19 protein-coding genes are annotated in these 18,367 nt (G+C 64.1%); 13 read left to right on the forward strand and 6 right to left on the reverse strand.

What is annotated here, in order from left to right; genetic code table 11:
- The first annotated feature begins 100 nt into the window (after positions 1-100).
- The 3 genes from HRQ64_RS16725 to HRQ64_RS16735 are packed head-to-tail and all read left to right on the forward strand — an operon-like array spanning position 101 to position 2,676.
- Positions 101-1,474, forward strand: coding sequence for a hypothetical protein (locus tag HRQ64_RS16725; protein WP_172124471.1), 1,374 nt, complete (start codon positions 101-103; stop codon positions 1,472-1,474).
- The gene (locus HRQ64_RS16730; protein WP_172124473.1) at positions 1,471-2,349 is read left to right on the forward strand and encodes an ATP-dependent Clp protease proteolytic subunit; all 879 of its coding nucleotides are present in this window, start codon (positions 1,471-1,473) and stop codon (positions 2,347-2,349) included. The genes HRQ64_RS16725 and HRQ64_RS16730 overlap by 4 nt, the downstream gene beginning before the upstream one ends.
- A 30-nt stretch (positions 2,350-2,379) precedes the next feature.
- A complete protein-coding gene (locus HRQ64_RS16735; RefSeq protein ID WP_127754192.1) occupies positions 2,380-2,676 on the forward strand; it encodes a hypothetical protein in 297 nt (98 codons plus the stop codon).
- A 3-nt stretch (positions 2,677-2,679) separates the two neighbouring features.
- Here HRQ64_RS16735 and HRQ64_RS16740 read toward each other — a convergent pair whose 3' ends face one another.
- The gene (locus tag HRQ64_RS16740) at positions 2,680-3,690 is read right to left on the reverse strand and encodes an LLM class flavin-dependent oxidoreductase (protein ID WP_172124475.1); all 1,011 of its coding nucleotides are present in this window, start codon (positions 3,688-3,690) and stop codon (positions 2,680-2,682) included.
- A gap of 195 nt (positions 3,691-3,885) precedes the next feature.
- Here HRQ64_RS16740 and HRQ64_RS16745 point away from each other — a divergent pair, with 195 nt between their 5' ends.
- Complete coding sequence (locus tag HRQ64_RS16745) at positions 3,886-4,491, forward strand: acyloxyacyl hydrolase (RefSeq protein WP_172124477.1); 606 nt, start codon at positions 3,886-3,888, stop codon at positions 4,489-4,491.
- Positions 4,492-4,574: 83 nt separating this feature from the next.
- Entirely contained in the window at positions 4,575-5,111 is a 537-nt protein-coding gene (locus HRQ64_RS16750) for an acyloxyacyl hydrolase (RefSeq protein WP_172124479.1), read from the forward strand.
- 2 nt (positions 5,112-5,113) lie between these two features.
- Here HRQ64_RS16750 and HRQ64_RS16755 read toward each other — a convergent pair whose 3' ends face one another.
- The gene (locus tag HRQ64_RS16755) at positions 5,114-6,304 is read right to left on the reverse strand and encodes an NAD(P)/FAD-dependent oxidoreductase (RefSeq protein WP_172124481.1); all 1,191 of its coding nucleotides are present in this window, start codon (positions 6,302-6,304) and stop codon (positions 5,114-5,116) included.
- Between the two features lie 421 nt (positions 6,305-6,725).
- Here HRQ64_RS16755 and HRQ64_RS16760 point away from each other — a divergent pair, with 421 nt between their 5' ends.
- Positions 6,726-7,769, forward strand: coding sequence for an aspartate-semialdehyde dehydrogenase (locus HRQ64_RS16760; RefSeq protein ID WP_172124483.1), 1,044 nt, complete (start codon positions 6,726-6,728; stop codon positions 7,767-7,769).
- A 92-nt stretch (positions 7,770-7,861) separates the two neighbouring features.
- Positions 7,862-8,755, forward strand: a complete 894-nt coding sequence (locus HRQ64_RS16765; protein ID WP_172124487.1) for an EamA family transporter — start codon at positions 7,862-7,864, stop codon at positions 8,753-8,755.
- Here HRQ64_RS16765 and HRQ64_RS16770 read toward each other — a convergent pair.
- Positions 8,736-9,377: a carbonic anhydrase gene (locus HRQ64_RS16770; protein WP_172124489.1), complete on the reverse strand. Its 642-nt coding sequence runs from the start codon at positions 9,375-9,377 to the stop codon at positions 8,736-8,738. The genes HRQ64_RS16765 and HRQ64_RS16770 overlap by 20 nt on opposite strands.
- Before the next feature lie 72 nt (positions 9,378-9,449).
- On the opposite strand from HRQ64_RS16770, the gene HRQ64_RS16775 reads away from it, so the two are divergent.
- Positions 9,450-9,656 carry a DUF1737 domain-containing protein gene (locus HRQ64_RS16775; protein ID WP_127754200.1) on the forward strand — a complete coding sequence of 69 codons (207 nt, stop codon included), beginning with the start codon at positions 9,450-9,452 and terminating at the stop codon, positions 9,654-9,656.
- On the opposite strand, the gene HRQ64_RS16780 is transcribed toward HRQ64_RS16775, so the two are convergent.
- Positions 9,653-10,222, reverse strand: a complete 570-nt coding sequence (locus HRQ64_RS16780; RefSeq protein ID WP_172124492.1) for an NUDIX domain-containing protein — start codon at positions 10,220-10,222, stop codon at positions 9,653-9,655. The two genes, HRQ64_RS16775 and HRQ64_RS16780, sit on opposite strands and share 4 nt — an antisense overlap.
- A 210-nt stretch (positions 10,223-10,432) precedes the next feature.
- On the opposite strand from HRQ64_RS16780, the gene sdhC reads away from it, so the two are divergent.
- The 4 genes from sdhC to HRQ64_RS16800 all read left to right on the forward strand — a co-directional run bounded on the left by sdhC (position 10,433) and on the right by HRQ64_RS16800 (position 13,893).
- Entirely contained in the window at positions 10,433-10,822 is a 390-nt protein-coding gene (gene sdhC, locus HRQ64_RS16785; RefSeq protein ID WP_172125132.1) for a succinate dehydrogenase, cytochrome b556 subunit, read from the forward strand.
- Entirely contained in the window at positions 10,822-11,214 is a 393-nt protein-coding gene (gene sdhD / locus HRQ64_RS16790) for a succinate dehydrogenase, hydrophobic membrane anchor protein (protein WP_172124495.1), read from the forward strand. The genes sdhC and sdhD overlap by 1 nt, the downstream gene beginning before the upstream one ends.
- A gap of 6 nt (positions 11,215-11,220) precedes the next feature.
- Positions 11,221-13,023, forward strand: coding sequence for a succinate dehydrogenase flavoprotein subunit (sdhA, locus tag HRQ64_RS16795; protein ID WP_172124498.1), 1,803 nt, complete (start codon positions 11,221-11,223; stop codon positions 13,021-13,023).
- Positions 13,024-13,110: 87 nt separating this feature from the next.
- A complete protein-coding gene (locus HRQ64_RS16800) occupies positions 13,111-13,893 on the forward strand; it encodes a succinate dehydrogenase iron-sulfur subunit (protein ID WP_127754204.1) in 783 nt (260 codons plus the stop codon).
- Between the two features lie 61 nt (positions 13,894-13,954).
- On the opposite strand, the gene HRQ64_RS16805 is transcribed toward HRQ64_RS16800, so the two are convergent.
- Together HRQ64_RS16805 and HRQ64_RS16810 are read right to left on the reverse strand one after the other, a co-directional pair.
- Positions 13,955-14,869 carry a hypothetical protein gene (locus HRQ64_RS16805; RefSeq protein ID WP_172124501.1) on the reverse strand — a complete coding sequence of 305 codons (915 nt, stop codon included), beginning with the start codon at positions 14,867-14,869 and terminating at the stop codon, positions 13,955-13,957.
- A 92-nt stretch (positions 14,870-14,961) separates the two neighbouring features.
- Positions 14,962-15,891: a tyrosine recombinase XerC gene (locus tag HRQ64_RS16810; RefSeq protein ID WP_172124503.1), complete on the reverse strand. Its 930-nt coding sequence runs from the start codon at positions 15,889-15,891 to the stop codon at positions 14,962-14,964.
- A gap of 96 nt (positions 15,892-15,987) precedes the next feature.
- Here HRQ64_RS16810 and HRQ64_RS16815 point away from each other — a divergent pair, with 96 nt between their 5' ends.
- Positions 15,988-18,156, forward strand: coding sequence for a primosomal protein N' (locus tag HRQ64_RS16815; protein WP_172124505.1), 2,169 nt, complete (start codon positions 15,988-15,990; stop codon positions 18,154-18,156).
- Positions 18,157-18,367: the final 211 nt, after the last annotated feature.

An 18,367-nucleotide genomic window follows, 5' to 3' on the forward strand; every position in this document is an offset into this window, starting at 1 on the left:
CTGTTTCGCCTGAATTCTTGACCTATTCGCCCTGATCTTGCCGGGTTAGGGCTATTGATTATGTCCGCAGCGGCTCCGTCGAGCCCCGGGGTCCTGATTCATGCAGCTCAAGCCGAACGCGTATAGGCTCAACGAAACCGTCAAGGGCGTTGAAACCATGACCCGCTTTGCCCTGGCCGTTTTGGCGCTGGCGTCGGGCGTTTACACCTATCTCGGGGTGCGCGGGCTACTGGATGGCTCGGCCACATTCGTGTTTTTCGCTGCCATCATTTATTCGGCCGCCGTCTCGGTCGCCATTTACGCCTTTTGGAGCTTTATGCTCCGTTTCGTGCCGCTGGTGACGTCGGGCGTGCAACGTGCGGGCCTGTTCGCCACCATGGCCGTGGGGTGCCTCATGATCATGGCCATGAGTTCATGGCTTAATGCCGCGGCATTGGCGGGCTCGGCGGCCACCGAGCAGCATATGGCGGTGACGCTCCAAGGCTATGCCGAGGACCTCGACCAGGCCCATGCCAATGCGCTGGCCGCCCAGTCGCTGCTGCCCGATGTGCAGCGCGCCGCGGAACGCTTTTCCGGGCTGGCCGCGGACGAGCGGGAGTCAGGCGCCCTGACCGGCACCACCGGCTCGGGCAGCGTCGTGCAATTGCTCACCCAGATGGGCACGCAGATGAACCAGTTGGCGGTCACCATCACCAGTTCGCGCGATGAAGTCGCCCTGCAGTTCGAACAAGGCTCGGCGCGCCTCGCCACCATGCGCGAGCTGGTATCAACGCCGGGCAGCATCGAGCCGCGACTGGATGGTTTCCAGGCCGAGGCCGTGCAACTGACCGCCGTGATCGCGGCGCTGCAGCAGACCGGCGTCGCCGCTTCGGTCAAGCGCGCTTCGGCCGATCTTTCCGCCGGCTTTATTGCTCCGGTCGCCGATGGGCAGATTGGCGACCTGGCCAATCGGCAGAACCAGGTGATGGAAACGGTGCGCACTTCGGTGGCGACCCAATCGGCGGCGCTGACCACCGCGGCCGACGAGATTCTGGCGACACCGGCCGTTGAGCAACGCCGCTTTGTGCCCCTGTCCAGCGCCGAAGCGGTGCTGCGCTATTGGCAGGACTTCATTCCTTCCTGGGCGGGCGCCATCTCCATCGATCTGTTGCCGGTGGTGCTGGTGTTGGTGCTGATGATCGTCAACGACGCCATGCGGCGGGAATCTGAATCTCTCGAAGAAGCGGAAAACATCACTGCCGCCGAAATGCTGCGCGCCATGGCGCTGTATCGCCAGATGGAAGCGGCGGGCGTGGTTGTTCCTCAGGCACCACCGGCGGAGCGGACCGAGCCCGAGACTGTGCCCGAAGCACCGATGGAGCCATTGGCGCCCGCTGCGGCCAGCCACACCGATCCAGCCGACGGGGCGGATGCGACAGTGACGCCAATCGACAGCGCCCAGCGCAAGCGGGGCGACGGCCCCGCGCGCGTATGAGCACGAGCGTCGAAGCGTCCGAAGAGCCGCAGCGCGCCTCCTGGGGCCGGCGCCTGGTCCAGCGGGCCGCGGCGGTGGACGATGGCGCAGTGATGCGCACCGCGTTCTGGGCGCTGCTGCTGGGCACGGTTTCGGTGCTGTTCGTCGACTTTCGCGAATTGACGCAAAACCAGGCCGCGCCCCTGCCCGTGCCGACGCAGCCCATCCTGCCGCCCGCCCCCGCCACAAACCCCGAGGCATCGCCGGGCGCCGGCACCCGCCCGGCGATCACCACCAGCCCCGAAGTGCTGGAAGGGGCCCTCGTCATCGCGCTGCGGCCCGGGGGCGAGTTGAGCCTTACGGGAACGCTCGATGTCGGCTCGGCGGAGCGGTTTGCCGCCGAGATTGCCGAGCGGGGCGAATATGTGCAAACTGTGGTTCTCGACTCCCCTGGAGGATCGGTCGTGGATGCACTGGCGATTGGCAGTCTGATCCACCAAAGGGGCCTTGCCACCAAGGTCGCCGCGGGCTCGCTTTGCGCCTCCTCCTGCCCCATCATATTCGCCTCGGGCGCCGAGCGGATCGCCAGCCCCGAAGCGGCTATAGGCGTGCACCAGATCTATGCAGCGGCGCTGGGCGGCAATGCCCAGGACGCGCTTCGGGTCGCCGGCACCGCGATGAGCGACGCGCAAACCACCACCGCCCAGATCACCCGGCATCTGGAACAAACCGGGGTTGATCCCGCGCTGTGGCTGCATGCGCTCGAAACGCCACCGCAGCTTTTATACTATTTCACGCCCGAGGAGATGCTGGCCCTGAGGTTGGCTACTCGGCTCGATAACGAAGATTTGGCCGATGGAACCGGAGGAGAAACGGAGCCGTTACGTGCCAGATAAGCCGGGAACCGGCAACAAGGGGAGGCGAGCATGTCTACAAACCAAACATTGACACGTCATCGCGACATCCAGGTCTGGGTGACGGGGCGACGCGGGCGGCCGGCGATCGCCCGGATACGCAATCCGGATGGCCAGCAACGGGCGCAGCTGCGCCTGAGCTTTGGCAGCCCGGTGAGCGACAAACGCGACCCGGCGGCCCTTGATGACGGGGTCAGCCCCTGTTCCTGGGCGGCGTGGCTGGCCGAGCTCGATCGCCAGCGCCTGGCGCTGCGCATCGACCCGGCTGCCGGCGCGTTCGAGCTGGTGGATCGCAACGCGCAGAACTGAGCCCTAGGAGCGCGGTTCAAGCCCAAGAGCGTCGGCGATCAGGCTATAGGAGCGCCGACGCAGTTCGTAGGAATGCATGGTCGTGGTGATCATCACCTCATCGGCCCCGGCCGCCTCGGCTTTCTGGCTGATGGCGGCCTTGACCGTTTCGGGCGACCCCACGATCCAAAGGCTCGACTGATGCTCGATCACCGCGCGCTGCTGGGCGGTGAGCGGATGGGCGATCGCCTGTTCGGGGGCAAACAAGCGGCGCTGTTCGCCCGAATGGAACAAGGCCCAGTTCACCTCCTGCGAGCTCGACAGGAACCGCGCTTCCTCGTCGGTTGGGGCGCAGATCACCGACAGGCATAGCAGCGTGCGCGGCGCGGGAAAGGCTCCGGTGGGCGTGAAGGCTTCGCGATAAGCGGCAAAGGCAGGCGCGGCTGGCGTTTGGCTGAAATGGGCGGCAAAGGCATAGCCGATCCCGAGCTGCCCGGCCGCCGTGGCGCTCGAGCCCGAGGAACCCAGCAGCCAAAGCGGAGGGAGGCTGATGCCGCCGGGCGCAACGGCGACATGCGAGAATGGATGCTCGGGGGGAAAGCCTTCTTCCTCAAAGGCCAGCATCTGGCTCAAATACTGCGCGAACTCCTCGCCGCCGCCGGTGCGCAGGGCGCGCATGGCATAGCCGTCGCCACCCGGCGCGCGCCCCAGGCCCAGATCGATGCGGCCGGGATGCAGGGCTTCAAGCGTGCGATAGGCCTCGACGATCCGCAGCGGCGCGTGATTGAGCAGCATCACCCCGCCCGACCCCACGCGGATGGATTTGGTGTGAGCGGCGGCACTGCCAATCAGGATTTCGGGCACGGAGGACGCGATTGAGGGCATGCCATGATGCTCGGCATACCAAAGCCTGGTGTAACCCAGCTGGTCGCCCAGCTGCGCCAGCTTGATGGTCTCAGCCATGGCCTGGGGCGTGGTGGTGCCATCAGCGATGGGCGCGAGATCCTGGATGGAAAGGGCGAAGGGTGCGGTCATGGGCTTTGGGCTTTCGCGGCTAGTCTTTGCCCCCTCATATCGGTAAATTACGATGAAAGCGAGACAGCGTGGCGGCGTGAGGGCTACCGAGGCGTGGCGCGCGCAGCACAGAGCGGGGGTAATCAGGCGGCAGTGGTTGACTCGGCCGGGCTCTTGCCGGTTACTGACGCCGATCAATACCTTCCGAGTGCGGCCATGACCAAATCCCTTCCAGCTTGCCTCGTGGCGGCTTTGCTGCTCGGCACTGCCGCTCCCGCAGTGGCGCAGACCGATGTCGCCGCCCTGCCCTCGGCCGGCGTGCTGGACATTGTCGATGAAGTGCGCGTGGGCCTGGCGTTCCACGGCGTTTATTACACGCTGATCCCGCAGGATTTCGGCGACTGGGATTATAGCCGGCTCGAGGACGTGACCTTCGACGTTCTCTTCACCTCCCCTGATCTCGATGCCTTCCGCTGGATCGGCGCGCCGCGGCCAGAAATTGGCGCCACCATCAATCTCGAGGGCGAGGACAGCCTCGTGCATGCGGGCCTGACCTGGCAGGCGCATCTCTTTGATAGCCCGGTGTTCGTGGAAGGCACCTTTGGCGCGGCGATCCACAATGGTTATCTGGGCGACGACGCGCCGGACGGCCGGCGCAAGTTCGGCTGCCGCGTCAATTTCTACGAGCGCATCGGGCTGGGCGTCGACCTGACGGAAAACGCCACCGCCACCTTGGCCTATGAGCACTCCTCCAATGCCGAGCTGTGCGACTACAATGCCGGGATCTCCAACCTCTCGCTCAAATTTGGCTGGAAGTTCTAGCCGGTTAAGCTGCGCTTAGGCATAGCAACGCAATGATGGGAAGGCCGGCGATCCCCGGCCTTTTTGTTTTGCGTAGGCCCGCCATGCTCCGTTTCTGCCTTCCCCTCCTTGCCCTGCTGGCCACCACTGCACCCGCCTGGGCGCAGGTGGATCTGCTGCCCGAAATCCGCGCCGGTGTTTTTGCGCGCGATGCGGGCGCCGATCTATTCGATGGCGGGCGGATCGAGGACGCCAATGTGGAGCTGCTGTTTGCACCCGATTGGGGTCAGCTGGGGCCCTTGGGCGAAATCCGGCCGCATATCGGGGCCACGCTCAATACGGCGGGGCATGAAAGCCTGGTTTATGCCGGCGCCAGCTGGACCGTGCATGTGCCAGTGCTGCCGGTCTGGGGCGAGGCGAGCCTGGGTGCCGCATTGCACAATGGCGAGTGGCTCGACGATGACGTACCCCAGCGCTGGGGCTGCACCGCGCTGCTGCGCGCCTCGGCCAGCGTCGGGGTCAATGTCTTGCCCGGCGCGGCGGTGATGCTGACGGCCGAGCACCTGACCGATGGCGGCGCCTGTGGCGGCCCCGACGAGGGCGTCACTAATGTGGGCGTGCGCGCGGCACTGCGCTTCTAGGCTCAGGCGACCTGGCCGGCGGCCCGGCCCGAGGCCCAGGCCCATTGAAAGTTGTAGCCCCCGAGCCAGCCGGTGACATCAACCACTTCGCCCACGAAATAAAGGCCGGGCACATCACGCGCAGCCATGGTCTTGGCGTCGAGATCGCGCGTGTCGATGCCGCCCAGCGTCACTTCGGCGGTCCGGTAGCCTTCCGTGCCGACGGGCTTGAGCGTCCAGTCCGACAGGATCGCGGCGGCCTGGTCGAGCTTCTTGTCGGAAAAGTCGCCGACGATCCCGGGCAGGTTGAGCTCATCACCGAGGAGCTGGGCGAGCTTTTTGGGCAGGAAATTGCCCAAGACGGTCTGGATCTGCAGCTTGGGCGTGGTTTGCCGCGCCTGGCGCAACAGCTGCCCCGGATTGCGCCCGGGCATCAGATCCACCCCGATCGGATCGCCCTCGCGCCAATAGCTCGAAATCTGCAGGATCGCCGGGCCGGAAAGACCGCGATGGGTGAACAGCAGCGCTTCGGCGAACCGGATTTTGCCGTGGCGCACCACGGCGTCCGTGGCAATACCGGCAAGCTCCTTAAGGCGCTCGAGCGCGCCCGTTTCAAAGGTCAGCGGTACCAGTGCCGGCCGGGTGTCCGTGACGCGGAGGCCGAACTGGGCCGCGAGCTGATAGCCAAAGCCGGTGGCGCCCATCTTGGGAATGGACTTGCCGCCGGTGGCGACGATGAGGCTGTCGCAGGTTACCGAACTGGTCGAGAGCTGGAGGGCAAAGCCGGTGTCCTCCTTGCTCACCGCTTCGATCGCCGTTTCCAGCACCAAGGTCACACCGGCCTGCCGCATTTCGCTCAGGAGCATGCTGTTGATCTGAGTGGCAGGGCCATCGCAGAACAGCTGGCCCAGGGTTTTTTCGTGATAAGTGATGCCATAGCGCTGGACCATGGCGATGAACATTTCGGGCGTATAGCGGCTCAGCGCCGAGAGGGCGAAGCGGGGATTGTTGCTCAAAAAGCGATCCCGGCCCTTGTCGGTCGTCGCGTGGATATTGGTGAAGTTGCAGCGCCCCCCGCCCGAGATGCGGATCTTTTCGCCAGCATATTTGGCATGATCCACCACCAGCACGGTGCGACCGCGCTTGCCCGCTTCAATGGCCGCCATCATGCCGGCAGCGCCGGCGCCCAGCACCACGACGTCGTAGTGGATCATGCTCTGTCCTTTTTGGTTGGGCGCAGTTACCGCGATAGCCCAAGCGGGCGCAAGGCTTGCGAGGGGTGACGCAGTGGCAAGGGGCAACGGGCCGCAGGCGTCTGGCCCCGCCCTAGCAGCGGGGGAGCGCAGTAAAGGAAAGCCGCACAGCAGCCGTTGACTAAATCCTATTTGGGAGTATGACTTCGCCTGCTTTCCATTCAAGCAGTCAAACCATGCGCAGCATCAGCACATCAGTGACCTCATCCACCGCACGGCTGTTCGCGGGCGGCGGTGCTGCGCTTATGACTAAAACCACCAAAACCGCCTGAAGCTTTTCCCCGGGTCGCGCTCCCGCCGGGGAGAGGCCGAAACCGGATGACCATGGTCCCACCGGGATCGTGCGGGGCGGAAAATTGGTACAGGGACTGGAGTTCCATTCATGGGTTATCGCGTCGCAGTTGTAGGGGCCACAGGCAATGTGGGCCGCGAAGTTCTCGCCATCCTGGCCGAGCGCAAGTTTCCGGCCGACGAGGTCATTGCGCTGGCCTCATCGCGCTCCATCGGGCGCGAGCTGAGCTATGGCGACAAGATCCTCAAGGCCAAGAACCTTGACGATTTCGACTTCACCGGCGTGGATTTTGCCATCATGTCGGCCGGCGGCGCCATTTCCAAGGAATGGGCGCAGCGCATCGCGGCCAAGGGCTGCATCGTCATCGATAATTCCAGCTATTGGCGCTATAACAGCGACGTGCCGCTGGTGGTGCCCGAAGTGAACGCCCATGTGCTGGACGCCTTCATGGCCAATCCGCGCCGCACCAACATCATCGCCAATCCCAATTGCTCCACCGCCCAGCTGGTCGTGGCGCTCAAGCCCTTGCACGACTTTGCCAAGATCAAGCGCATCGTCGTATCGACCTACCAGTCAGTCTCGGGCGCGGGCAAGGAAGGCGTTGACGAGCTCTGGAACCAGACCAAGGGCATTTTCGTCAATGACAGCCCCGGCCAGGGCAACAAGTTCCCCAAGCAGATCGCCTTCAACGTCATTCCCCAGATCGATGTGTTCATGGAAGACGGCTACACCAAGGAAGAATGGAAGGTGCTGGCCGAAACCAAGAAGATCCTCGATCCAAAGATCCGCGTAACCTGCACGGCCGTGCGCGTGCCGGTGTTTGTGGGCCATTCGGAAGCGGTCAATATCGAGTTCGAAAACCCCATCACCGCCGATGAAGCGCGCGACATCCTGCGCGAAGCGCCGGGCATTTCGGTGCTCGATAAGCGTGAGCCCGGTGGCTATGCCACGCCGGTGGAGTGCGTGGGCGAATACGACACCTTCGTGTCGCGCATCCGCGAAGACGATACGGTGGAAAATGGCCTCGCCATGTGGGTGGTCTCGGACAATCTGCGCAAGGGCGCCGCGCTCAACACCATCCAGATCGCCGAAACCCTGATCGAGCGCGGCCTGATGGCCAAGAAGGCCGCCTAGCCTTAAGACTTTTCGCCGGCCCCTACCCGGGGGCCGGCATTGTTCACGCGGCCGACGGGGATCCGCCAAGCCCGCAGCCTGCAGGGTCCTCCATGTCTCCGCGCGATATTTTGCTCGCCCTTCTGGTTGTGACCGTCTGGGGCGTCAACTTCACCGTCATCAAGCTCAGCGTTGCCGAACTGCCGCCGGTGCTGGTCGCGGCGCTGCGGTTTTTCTTTGCCGCCGTGCCGGCCGTGTTCTTCGTGCGCCGGCCCGATGCACCCTGGCGCCTCGTGATCGCCTATGGACTGTTCATGGGCGTGGCGCTGTATGCACTGCTCAATCTCTCCATTTACCTCGGCATGCCCGCGAGCCTGGCGTCGCTCGTGCTCCAGGTGCAGGCCATGTTCACCATCCTTTTGGGCTTTGTGGTGTTGCGCGAGCGCCCACGGCCGCAGCAATTGCTGGGCGTGGCGGTGGCCTTTGGCGGCATTGCCCTGATCGGCAGCGTTGGGCTCGAAGGGGTCGGCTTTTTGCCCTTCGCCCTCATCATTGCGGCGGCAATGGCCTGGGGCGTCGCCAATATCGTGTCCAAGAAAGCCGGCAATATCGATATGCTGAGCTTCACCGTCTGGGGGAACCTGGTGGCGCCCCTGCCCCTGCTCTTGTTGTCGGTGGCGCTTGATGGTCCGGGCGTGGTCGCCCATGCGCTGACCCATCCCACCTGGCAGGTCACGGCGATGGTGGCGTTCCTCGCCTATCCCAATACGCTGTTCGGTTTTGCGGTGTGGAGCAATCTGCTCAAGCGCTACCCCACCGCGAGCGTGGCGCCCTTCACCCTGCTCGTGCCCGTGGCGGGCATCGCCTCGGGCGTCGTGTTTCTCGGGGAAACTATCGGGCGGGTGGAGATCGCCGGGGGCGCGCTGATCCTCATCGGCCTTGGCTTGGCGGTGATCCGCCGGCGCGAACCGGCGGCTTGCGCCGCGATCAGAGCTCCGGGCGGATAAAGTCGCCGGTTTCGCTGTCCATCACCCAGAGCTCGCCGGTTGAAATATCGAACCAGGCGCCATGCACGGCCAGCTTGCCCGCGCTTTCGAGCTCGGCCACATAGGGGAAGGTGCGCAGATTATTGATGGAGTTGCGGATGGAGATCCGCTCCAGCGCGGTTTGCCGCTCGGCCGAAGTCAGCAGCTTGTTGGCGCCCAACTGGTTAGGCAACTCGCCCAGCATGCCGATCCATTTGCCGATGAAGTCGCCATGGTCGAGCGGCTCGGCCGTGGGATCGAGCGCGGCGCGAATACCGCCGCAGCGGCCGTGACCCATGATCACGATATTGGCGATGCCCAGCGCCTTGACGGCAAACTCGATGCCCGCCGAGGTGCCGTGCTGGCCGCCATCGGGCTGGTAGGTTGGCACCAGATTGGCCACGTTGCGCAAGACGAACAATTCGCCCGGTCCCGCGTCAAAGATCATCTCGGGCGCAGCGCGGCTGTCGCAGCAGGCGATGATCATGGTGGTGGGATTTTGCCCAAAGGCGGCGAGGTCGCGAATCCGATCGCGCTCCCGGGAATAGCGCCCCGCCATAAAATTGGCGTGACCCTTCAAAAGGTGTTCAGGAAAGCGGTGCATGGGCTTTCAATTAGCTGTAAGAGCCAAAGAGATCAACTCCAGCGCGATAGCGCCAGCGCATCGGTGGCATGCATGATTATCTACCGGTTTTTGTCGGGTGAGGACGACGCGAGTTTTTGTCACAAGGTCACCAAGGCGCTTTCGGAAGGCTGGAGCCTGCATGGCTCGCCCACCTATGCCTATGATGCCTTCAGCAAGAAGATGCGCTGCGGGCAGGCGGTGACTAGGGTCGCCCCGGACCAGCCCTATGATCCCGACAAGAAGCTGGTCGACTACTAGCGCCGCTCAAGCGCCAGCCATTGCAGCATCATGATGGTCTTGCCATCGATGATCTCGCCCCGGCCGATCATGGCGAGCGCTTCCGCGAGCGGCAGCTCGAGCACTTCAATATCCTCGCCCTCATCGGCGAGCCCCCCGCCCGCGGCGGCCGAGCCGGCGTGGTAAAGCCCGAGATAGCAGCTGACTTTTTCCTGCACCGAGCCCGGGCTCATATAAGCGTCGAACATATGCTCGACACCGAAGGGCTCGTAGCCGGTTTCTTCCAGCGCCTCGCGCATCACCGCGGTTTGGGGCGCATCGTTGTCGACAAGCCCGGCACAAACCTCGACGAGGAAGGCTGGATCACCGGCGGCAAACACGGGATAGCGGAACTGGCGGATGAGGATGACCGTCTGCGCGTCCGGCTCGAACAGGAGAATGGCCGCTCCATGACCATGGTCATAGCATTCGCGCACCTGATGCTGCCAGGAACCATCGCTGCGCTGGTAGTCAAAGCTGGCCTTGGTGAGCGTGCCCCAGTTATTGGCCAGGGTTTCAACAGTAACGTCCTTGATCCGCTTGCTCACGCCGGCCCCTTTGATTCTGCCCCGGCGTTCTAGCCCATGGCCCTGGGCATCGCAAACCGCGCGGGATCGGCCGAGGAGGCAACATTGGTCAATTGCGGCGAAAGTTTATCCCTGCAAGACGTTTTCGGGCTTTGACCTTGCGACAGCTCGACGCTAGAAGTCTTGAACTATTCCAAACTGCAGCGGCTCTGCCGCGCCAGCGAGGCTGCATTGCCGGTTAGACCCCGTCCGATCTCCCCCCATCTGCAAATCTATCGCTGGACCATCACGATGACGATGTCGATCGTTCATCGTGCGACCGGCATTGCCAATTATGCGGGCTCGTCCCTGCTGGTGCTGTGGCTGGCCGCCGCCGCCTGGGGCGAGGAACCCCTCAATGTCGTCAATGCCATCTACGGCTCATGGCTCGGGCAGCTGGTGCTGTTTGGCTATACCTGGTCGTTGATCCACCACATGCTGGGCGGTTTGCGCCATTATGTGTGGGACCTGATCTATGGCCATGAGGCCGGCCAGCGCGAGGCGCTGAGCTGGGCCAATCTCGTGGCCTCGGTTGTCCTCACCCTCGTTGTCTGGACCATTTTCGTGTGGGTTGGCCGCTGATGCGCGAACAGATCATTTCCAAGGCCACCATCGCCAATCCCAAAAGCAAATATGGGGATGCGCGCTCCTCGACGAGCCACTTCATCCTGCAGCGCCTCTCAGGCGTCAGCAATATCGTGTTCCTGGGCTTTTTGATCTTCATCGTGGTGCGCCTCGCCGGCCAGGACCGCGCCGAGATGGTCGAGGTGATCGGCAATGCCTGGATCGGCCTGCCCTTTGCCGTGCTGCTCGTGATCGTGACGCTGCACATGCACAATGGCATGCGCGATATCCTCGAAGACTATTTCGCCGGCCGCACCTATAGCCTTTACATGATGCTCAACACCATGTGGACACTGGCGATCGCCGTGATCGGCGTGTTCTCCATTCTCAAGCTTGTATTCTGGGGTTAGTGGCTGATGGCTTCCACCTATGAGATCATCGACCACGAATTCGACGTGGTGGTGGTAGGGGCCGGTGGCGCCGGCCTCCGCGCGACCCTGGGCATGGCCGAACAGGGCTTCAACACCGCCTGCATCACCAAGGTCTTCCCCACCCGCAGCCACACCGTGGCCGCGCAGGGCGGCATTGCCGCTTCGCTCTCCAATATGGGCCCCGATAGCTGGCAGTGGCACATGTACGACACCGTCAAGGGGTCGGACTGGCTGGGCGACAATGACGCGATGGAGTATCTGGCGCGCGAAGCACCCGCGGCGATCTATGAGCTCGAGCATTATGGCGTGCCGTTTTCGCGCACCGAGGCGGGCAAGATCTACCAGCGCCCCTTTGGCGGGCACATGACCGAATATGGCGAAGGCCCGCCGGTGCAGCGCACCTGCGCCGCCGCCGACCGCACCGGCCACGCCATTCTCCATACGCTCTATGGCCAGTCGCTGCGCAACGACGCGCAGTTCTTCATCGAGTATTTCGCGCTCGACCTGATCATGGGCGAGGATGGCTCGTGCCAGGGTGTGATGGCCTGGAAGCTCGATGATGGCACCATGCACCGCTTCCGCGCCAAGCTCGTCGTCTTGGCGACCGGTGGCTATGGCCGCTCCTATTTCTCGGCGACATCAGCCCATACCTGCACCGGCGACGGCAATGGCATGGTGGCGCGCGCCGGCCTGCCGCTCCAGGACATGGAATTCGTGCAGTTCCATCCGACCGGCATCTATGGCGCGGGCGTGCTGATCACCGAAGGCGCGCGCGGCGAAGGCGGCTATCTCACCAATTCGGAAGGCGAGCGCTTCATGGAGCGCTATGCCCCCAATGCCAAGGATCTCGCCTCACGCGACGTCGTGAGCCGCTGCATGACGCTCGAGATCCGTGAAGGGCGGGGCGTGGGCCCCAAGAAGGACCACATCTTCCTTCACCTCGATCACCTTGATCCCAAAGTGCTCCATGAGCGCCTGCCCGGCATCACCGAATCGGCAAAGATCTTCGCCGGCGTCGATCTGACGCGCGAGCCGATCCCGGTGCTGCCGACCGTGCATTACAATATGGGCGGCATTCCCGCGAACTATCATGGCGAAGTGCTTTCCCCCACCGAAAGCGAGCCCGACCGCGTCGTGCCCGGCCTGATGGCCGTGGGCGAAGCGGCCTGCGCTTCGGTGCATGGCGCCAACCGGCTCGGCTCCAATTCGCTGACCGACCTCGTGGTGTTCGGCCGCGCCGCCGCCCTGCGCGCCGGCAAGGTGCTCGATCGCACGGCCCCCGTGCCCGCGATCAGCAAGAGCCAGGACGACAAGATCCTGGCCCGCTTCGATCGCTTGCGGAACGCCAATGGCAACCAGCCGACGGCCGACCTACGCGAAGCCATGCAGCGCACCATGCAGGAAGATGCCGCCGTGTTCCGCACCGGCGAAACCCTGCAATCGGGCGTGCAGCGCATGAGCGCCATCTATAACCAGATGGCCGATGTGCGCGTGTCGGATCGCTCGCTGATCTGGAATTCGGATCTGGTGGAAACGCTCGAGCTCGAAAACCTGATGGCCAATGCCATGGTCACCGTGGTGTCGGCCGAAGCGCGGCACGAATCGCGCGGCGCCCATGCCCGCGAGGATTTCCCGTCGCGCGACGACGTCAACTGGCGCAAGCACACGCTGAGCTGGATCGACACCGATACCGGTGCCGTGCGGCTGGGCTATCGCCCCGTCCATGTGGACCCGCTGACCGATGGCATTGATTTGAAGAAGATCGCGCCCAAGGCGCGCGTATACTAGGCGGGCGACGGGTAGCCTCGTGCAGCATACTGGATCGAGACCAAGCTCAGTGCCGCCGCAGCGGCGCTTAAGAGAGGAAGACGCATCATGGCCGAGCTGACGCTCCGAAAGGCCGATCGCCCGCTCAAGGGCAAGACCTGGCCCAAGCCGCAGAGCGCCAAGCGCCTGCGGGAATACCAGATCTATCGCTATGATCCCGATCTGGGCGACAATCCGCGCATCGACACCTATTTCGTCGATCTCGATGATTGCGGCCCAATGGTGCTCGATGGGCTGCTCTATATCAAGAACAAGGTCGATCCCACCCTGACCCTGCGCCGCTCCTGCCGCGAAGGCATCTGCGGGTCGTGCTCGATGAACATCAACGGGCTCAATACCTTGGCCTGCACCAAGGGCATGGATGACTCGGCCGGGCCGATCAAGGTTTACCCCCTGCCCCATATGCCGGTGGTCAAGGACCTGGTGCCGGACCTTTCCAATTTCTACGCGCAGCACCGCGCCATCGAGCCCTGGCTCAAGACCACTTCGCCAACTCCGACCAAGGAATGGACGCAGTCGGTGCCCGAGCGCGCCAAGCTCGACGGGCTTTATGAGTGCATCCTGTGCGCCTGCTGCTCCACCTCCTGCCCCAGCTATTGGTGGAACGGAGAGAAGTATCTGGGACCGGCGGCGCTGCTGCAGGCCTATCGCTGGCTGATCGATTCGCGCGACGAAACCACCCAGGAGCGGCTCGACGACCTCGAGGATCCGTTCAAGCTGTATCGCTGCCACACCATCATGAACTGCGCCAAGGTCTGCCCCAAGGGGCTGAACCCGGCCAAGGCTATCGCCGAAATCAAGAAGATGATGGTCGAGCGCCGCGCGGCGTGACGCACGGCACTGGAATGAGCAAACGGCGGGTCATGGACCCGCCGTTTGCATTTGAAAGAACCTAGTTCGGCTCCACCAGCGCCACGGAGCCGGCTTCAAACGCGGCCTTGCAATCGGCGCTGTCATGCATGGCATGTTCTTCGAACCGGTTCAGCGCCGCCCCCGGCCCTTCAAAGCGCGGGTCGTCGCATTCATCGTCATTGGCGTATTCGGACGTGTTGTCGCCAAAATCGATGCCCTCGGTCGGATAGGGTGCCCCGGCCTGGTAGCTGGGCTGGTACACGGCGCGGATGGCGACCTTGCCCTCGCTCTCCAGCGTCCGGCAATCGGTGGCGTCGGCCTGGATGTCTTCGGAGAGGAGCTTCTTGCTCGTCCCTTCGCCGCGAAAGCGCGGGTCATCACATTCCCCGTCATTGGCCCAGCGGCTGGTATCGCTGCCATAATCGAACTGGGTGACCGGCGGGGGCGCATTGGGATCGCGCAGGGTGATGGTGCCGGCCTCAAAGGCGGCACGGCAATCGGCCGCGTCATGCATGCGGTCGACCTCGAGCAATTCGTCCGCGACACCGGCACCCTCAAAGCGCGGATCATCGCATTCGTGGTCATTGGCCCATTGGCTGGTGTTATCGCCAAAATCCGGCGCCGCGGGTGGATTGGCCGCATTCCCCTGCCGCAAGGTGATCCGCCCCGCTTCAAATGCCGTACGACAATCGGTGGCGTCATGCAGCCGGTCAGCCTCGAGCAGTTCGACGGCTACGCCTTGGCCCTCGAAACGCGGATCATCGCACTCGCCATCATTGGCCCATTCGCCGGCATCGTCGCCCCAGTCGATAGCGCCGGTATCAGCGGCGGTGCCGGCGCTGGGCGCGGGCTCAAGGGAATTGGAGAGCTTGTCGCCAAAGGCCGATCCGAGCGTGCTGCCCATCAGCACCAGGACGCAGGCGATGGCCGGCAATGGCTTGTTGATCGCTTTCACTGATCTCTCCTTTGTGCTCGCGGCAACTTAGCGCGAGTTGAGCCCGGCGCACAGCATGCGCGCGGCCGATAAACGGGCTAGCGACAGGCGGATCACCCGCGTGGATGGGCCTTGCGATAGCTTTCCAGCAGTCGATCGGTATCGACTGCCGTATAGATCTGGGTGGTTGAAAGCGAGGCATGCCCCAGCAGCTCCTGGATGGCGCGCAGATCCCCGCCCCGGCTGAGGAGATGGGTGGCAAAGGAATGGCGTAGCGCGTGGGGCGTTGCCGATTGCGGCAAGCCAAGAGCGCCGCGCAATTGTTCCACCCGCAGTTGGATCAAACGGGGTGACAGCACGCCGCCTTTGACGCCCCGGAACAGCTGATCCTCCGGCCAGAGCTTGAACGGGCAAAGCTCGCGGTAAAGCGCGATGGCTTTGTGCACCGGTCCGATCAGGGGCACCATGCGCACCTTGCCGCCCTTGCCGGTGACGCGCAGCGCTTCCCCTTCGAGGTCGCCGGACTTGATCGCCAGCGCCTCCGAGATGCGCAGGCCCGCGCCATAGCAAAGCGAGAGCACTGCCATGTCGCGTGCCGCGACCCATGGTCGCTCTTCCATTTGCCCGGTGGTGGCAATGGCATCGCGCGCTTCGGGCACGGTCAGCGCCTTGGGCAGGCCCCGCGGCTGCTTGGGCGTACGAATGACGTTAAGCGCTTCGGTCGTGAGCACGCCTTCACGCTCAAGGAAGCGAAAAAAGGATTTGAGGGCCGAAAGCACCCGTGCCAGCGAGCGCGAGCCCAGGCTTTCCGATCGGCGCTGCGCCATGAAGGCGCGGATATCGGCGGCCCGCAACTCCCTAAGGGTGAGGAGGGTCACCGGACCGCCGGTGTGACCGGCCAGAAAACTCAGGAACTGATCGAGATCGCGGCCATAGGCCTCGAGCGTGTTTTCGGCGAGCCGCCGCACCGCGCCAAGCTCGCGCTGCCAGAGCGAGAGCTGCAGGCGCACGAATTCATCGGTGGCAAAAGCGGTGTCGGTCATGGCTTCAAGCTAGCCTGCGGGCGTTAGCAAAGGGTAGCGGCTTTGGCAGAATCACTTGCGCTTCCTATGTAGCGGATGCGAACAGAACAAGCACAAATGACCGAGCATCCAGATATCGTAGCGGTGATGGTGGGGGTAGCCGTTGAGGGCCCCTATTCCTATAGCGTGCCGCCAGGCATGCGGGTTGAACGCGGCTCGATCGTGGCGGTGCCGCTGGGCCCGCGCCTGACGCTGGGCGTGGTCTGGGGACCGCCCAAGGATACGATTGCCCATAATCGGCTGCGCGCGATTGCCCAAAGCTATGACGTGCCCCCGCTGTCGGAAGAACTGCTCAAGCTCGTCGATTGGGTGGCGCGCTATACGCTGGCGCCGCCGGGACAGGTGCTGCGGGCGGTCCTGCGCTCGAGCGAAGCGCTCGATCCGCCCCGCCCGGTTATCGCTTATCGCCGCACCGGCTATGAGCCGGAAAAACTGACCCCGGCCCGCCTACGCGTGCTCGATACGCTGACCGATGATATGCCCCTGCCCCGGGCCGCGCTACTGGGGGCCGCCGGCGTGTCGCAATCGGTGCTGGATGGGCTGGAACGCGCCGGCGCGCTGGAAAAGCTCGAAATCCCGCCCCCGCCCGTCGCCTTGCCGCCCGATCCGGACGAGGGCGTGGCGCGCCTCAATCCCGAGCAGCAAGCCGCGCTCGAGCAAGTGACGGCGCTTGATCCCCATGAGTTCGGCGTGGCGCTGCTTGATGGCGTCACCGGCGGTGGCAAGACGGAAGTGTTTTTCGAGGCGGTGGCCGATACGCTGCGCGTGGGCCGGCAGGCACTGATCCTCTTGCCCGAAATCGCGCTGACCCACACCTTCCTTGATCGCTTCACCAAGCGCTTTGGCACCCGTCCGGCCGAGTGGCATTCAGAAATGACGCCGCTGCAGCGCGCCCGGGTCTGGCGCGGCGTGCTCGATGGCACGGTGCGTGCCGTGGTGGGGGCGCGCTCGGCCCTCTTCCTGCCGTTCCGGGAACTCGGCATGCTGGTGCTCGATGAAGAGCATGACGGCGCCTATAAGCAGTCGGACGGCGTCAACTACCATGCGCGCGACATGGCCATTGTGCGCGCCCGCTTCGCCAAGGCCCGGGTGATCCTGTCTTCGGCCACGCCCTCGGTCGAAACGCGCAACAACGCCAATGCCGGCCGCTATGCCCATGTGCTGCTGACGGCCCGCTATGCCGCGGCGAGCCTGCCCAATATCACCGCCATCGACATGCGCCTCGACGGGCCCGAAAAAGGGCAGTGGATCGCCCCGACCCTGGCGCGTGAAGTATTTGCCGCGCTCGACCGGGGCGAACAGGCGCTGTTGTTCCTCAACCGGCGCGGCTATGCGCCGCTGACCCTTTGCCGCTCCTGCGGGCACCAATATCAATGCCCCGATTGCTCGGCCTGGCTGGTGGAACACCGGTTCCGCGGCGTGTTGATGTGCCACCATTGTGGCCATGAGATTCGGGCGCCAAAAAACTGTGCCGCCTGCGGCGATGTCGATGCCCTGGTGCCGGTGGGGCCGGGCATCGAACGCATTGCCGAGGAAGCCGCCGCCCGCTTTCCCGATGCGCGCCGGGTGATCCTCTCGTCGGACATGGGCACCAATGCCCAGTTGCGCGAGCGGTTCAGCGAGATCACCCGCGGCGAATATGACCTCATCATCGGCACCCAGCTGGTGTCCAAGGGGCATCACTTCCCCAAACTATCGGTGGTGGGGGTGCTCGATGCCGATCTGGGCCTTGCCCATGGTGATCCGCGCGCGGCCGAGCGCACCTTCCAGATCCTGACGCAGGTAGCGGGGCGCGCCGGGCGGGCCTCGCAAATTGGCAAGGCGTTCCTTCAGACCTACCATCCCGATCATGCGGTGATGCGTGCGATGGTGACGGGCGACCGCGAGGCCTTTTACGCTCATGAACTGGCGGCGCGTGAAGCGGGCATCCTGCCCCCGTTCGGGCGGCTGGCGGCGCTGATCGTTTCAGCCAACGAGCCTGACATTGCGATGAACTTCGCCAGGCGCCTGCTCTCGGCGGCTCCCATGACCGAGCGGGTGCGCTTGTTCGGACCGGCAGATGCGCCGGTCGCCATGGTGCGCGGCCGCCACCGCGTGCGGCTGCTGGTGCAAAGCAGCAAGGAGTTCGACCTCTCGGGCTATGTGCGATTCTGGCTGCAAAGCGCCGAACGCCCAACCGGCAATTTGCGGGTGCAGGTGGATATCGATCCCGTCAGCTTCATGTAACTGTCACAACGATAGGCCAAACAAAGAGCCGCGACCAAGCGACACACTGATGGAATTGCCATACCTGCGACACTTTCGCCGTCGTGGAATCCCCAGGGGGAGCCTTGCAAGGCGCGCGCCGCTTATGTTAGAGCGGGCCTGACTTCCAGGGAGCAGGCAGATTGCTCCTTTTTCAAGCAAGAACAAGCCTTGGCACCGTCCGGCTTTCCCC

The sequence above is a fragment of the Devosia sp. 919 genome, from assembly GCF_013185965.1.
Classification (GTDB): domain Bacteria; phylum Pseudomonadota; class Alphaproteobacteria; order Rhizobiales; family Devosiaceae; genus Devosia.

What these genes read in the sequence shown, in the direction of transcription:
- HRQ64_RS16725 (WP_172124471.1), top strand. Translation starts at nt 101, where the DNA reads ATGCAGCTCAAGCCGAACGCGTATAGGCTCAACGAAACCGTCAAGGGC.
- HRQ64_RS16730 (WP_172124473.1), top strand. Translation starts at nt 1,471, where the DNA reads ATGAGCACGAGCGTCGAAGCGTCCGAAGAGCCGCAGCGCGCCTCCTGG.
- HRQ64_RS16735 (WP_127754192.1), top strand. Translation starts at nt 2,380, where the DNA reads ATGTCTACAAACCAAACATTGACACGTCATCGCGACATCCAGGTCTGG.
- HRQ64_RS16740 (WP_172124475.1), bottom strand. Translation starts at nt 3,690, where the DNA reads ATGACCGCACCCTTCGCCCTTTCCATCCAGGATCTCGCGCCCATCGCT.
- HRQ64_RS16745 (WP_172124477.1), top strand. Translation starts at nt 3,886, where the DNA reads ATGACCAAATCCCTTCCAGCTTGCCTCGTGGCGGCTTTGCTGCTCGGC.
- HRQ64_RS16750 (WP_172124479.1), top strand. Translation starts at nt 4,575, where the DNA reads ATGCTCCGTTTCTGCCTTCCCCTCCTTGCCCTGCTGGCCACCACTGCA.
- HRQ64_RS16755 (WP_172124481.1), bottom strand. Translation starts at nt 6,304, where the DNA reads ATGATCCACTACGACGTCGTGGTGCTGGGCGCCGGCGCTGCCGGCATG.
- HRQ64_RS16760 (WP_172124483.1), top strand. Translation starts at nt 6,726, where the DNA reads ATGGGTTATCGCGTCGCAGTTGTAGGGGCCACAGGCAATGTGGGCCGC.
- HRQ64_RS16765 (WP_172124487.1), top strand. Translation starts at nt 7,862, where the DNA reads ATGTCTCCGCGCGATATTTTGCTCGCCCTTCTGGTTGTGACCGTCTGG.
- HRQ64_RS16770 (WP_172124489.1), bottom strand. Translation starts at nt 9,377, where the DNA reads ATGCACCGCTTTCCTGAACACCTTTTGAAGGGTCACGCCAATTTTATG.
- HRQ64_RS16775 (WP_127754200.1), top strand. Translation starts at nt 9,450, where the DNA reads ATGATTATCTACCGGTTTTTGTCGGGTGAGGACGACGCGAGTTTTTGT.
- sdhD (WP_172124495.1), top strand. Translation starts at nt 10,822, where the DNA reads ATGCGCGAACAGATCATTTCCAAGGCCACCATCGCCAATCCCAAAAGC.
- sdhA (WP_172124498.1), top strand. Translation starts at nt 11,221, where the DNA reads ATGGCTTCCACCTATGAGATCATCGACCACGAATTCGACGTGGTGGTG.
- HRQ64_RS16800 (WP_127754204.1), top strand. Translation starts at nt 13,111, where the DNA reads ATGGCCGAGCTGACGCTCCGAAAGGCCGATCGCCCGCTCAAGGGCAAG.
- HRQ64_RS16810 (WP_172124503.1), bottom strand. Translation starts at nt 15,891, where the DNA reads ATGACCGACACCGCTTTTGCCACCGATGAATTCGTGCGCCTGCAGCTC.
- HRQ64_RS16815 (WP_172124505.1), top strand. Translation starts at nt 15,988, where the DNA reads ATGACCGAGCATCCAGATATCGTAGCGGTGATGGTGGGGGTAGCCGTT.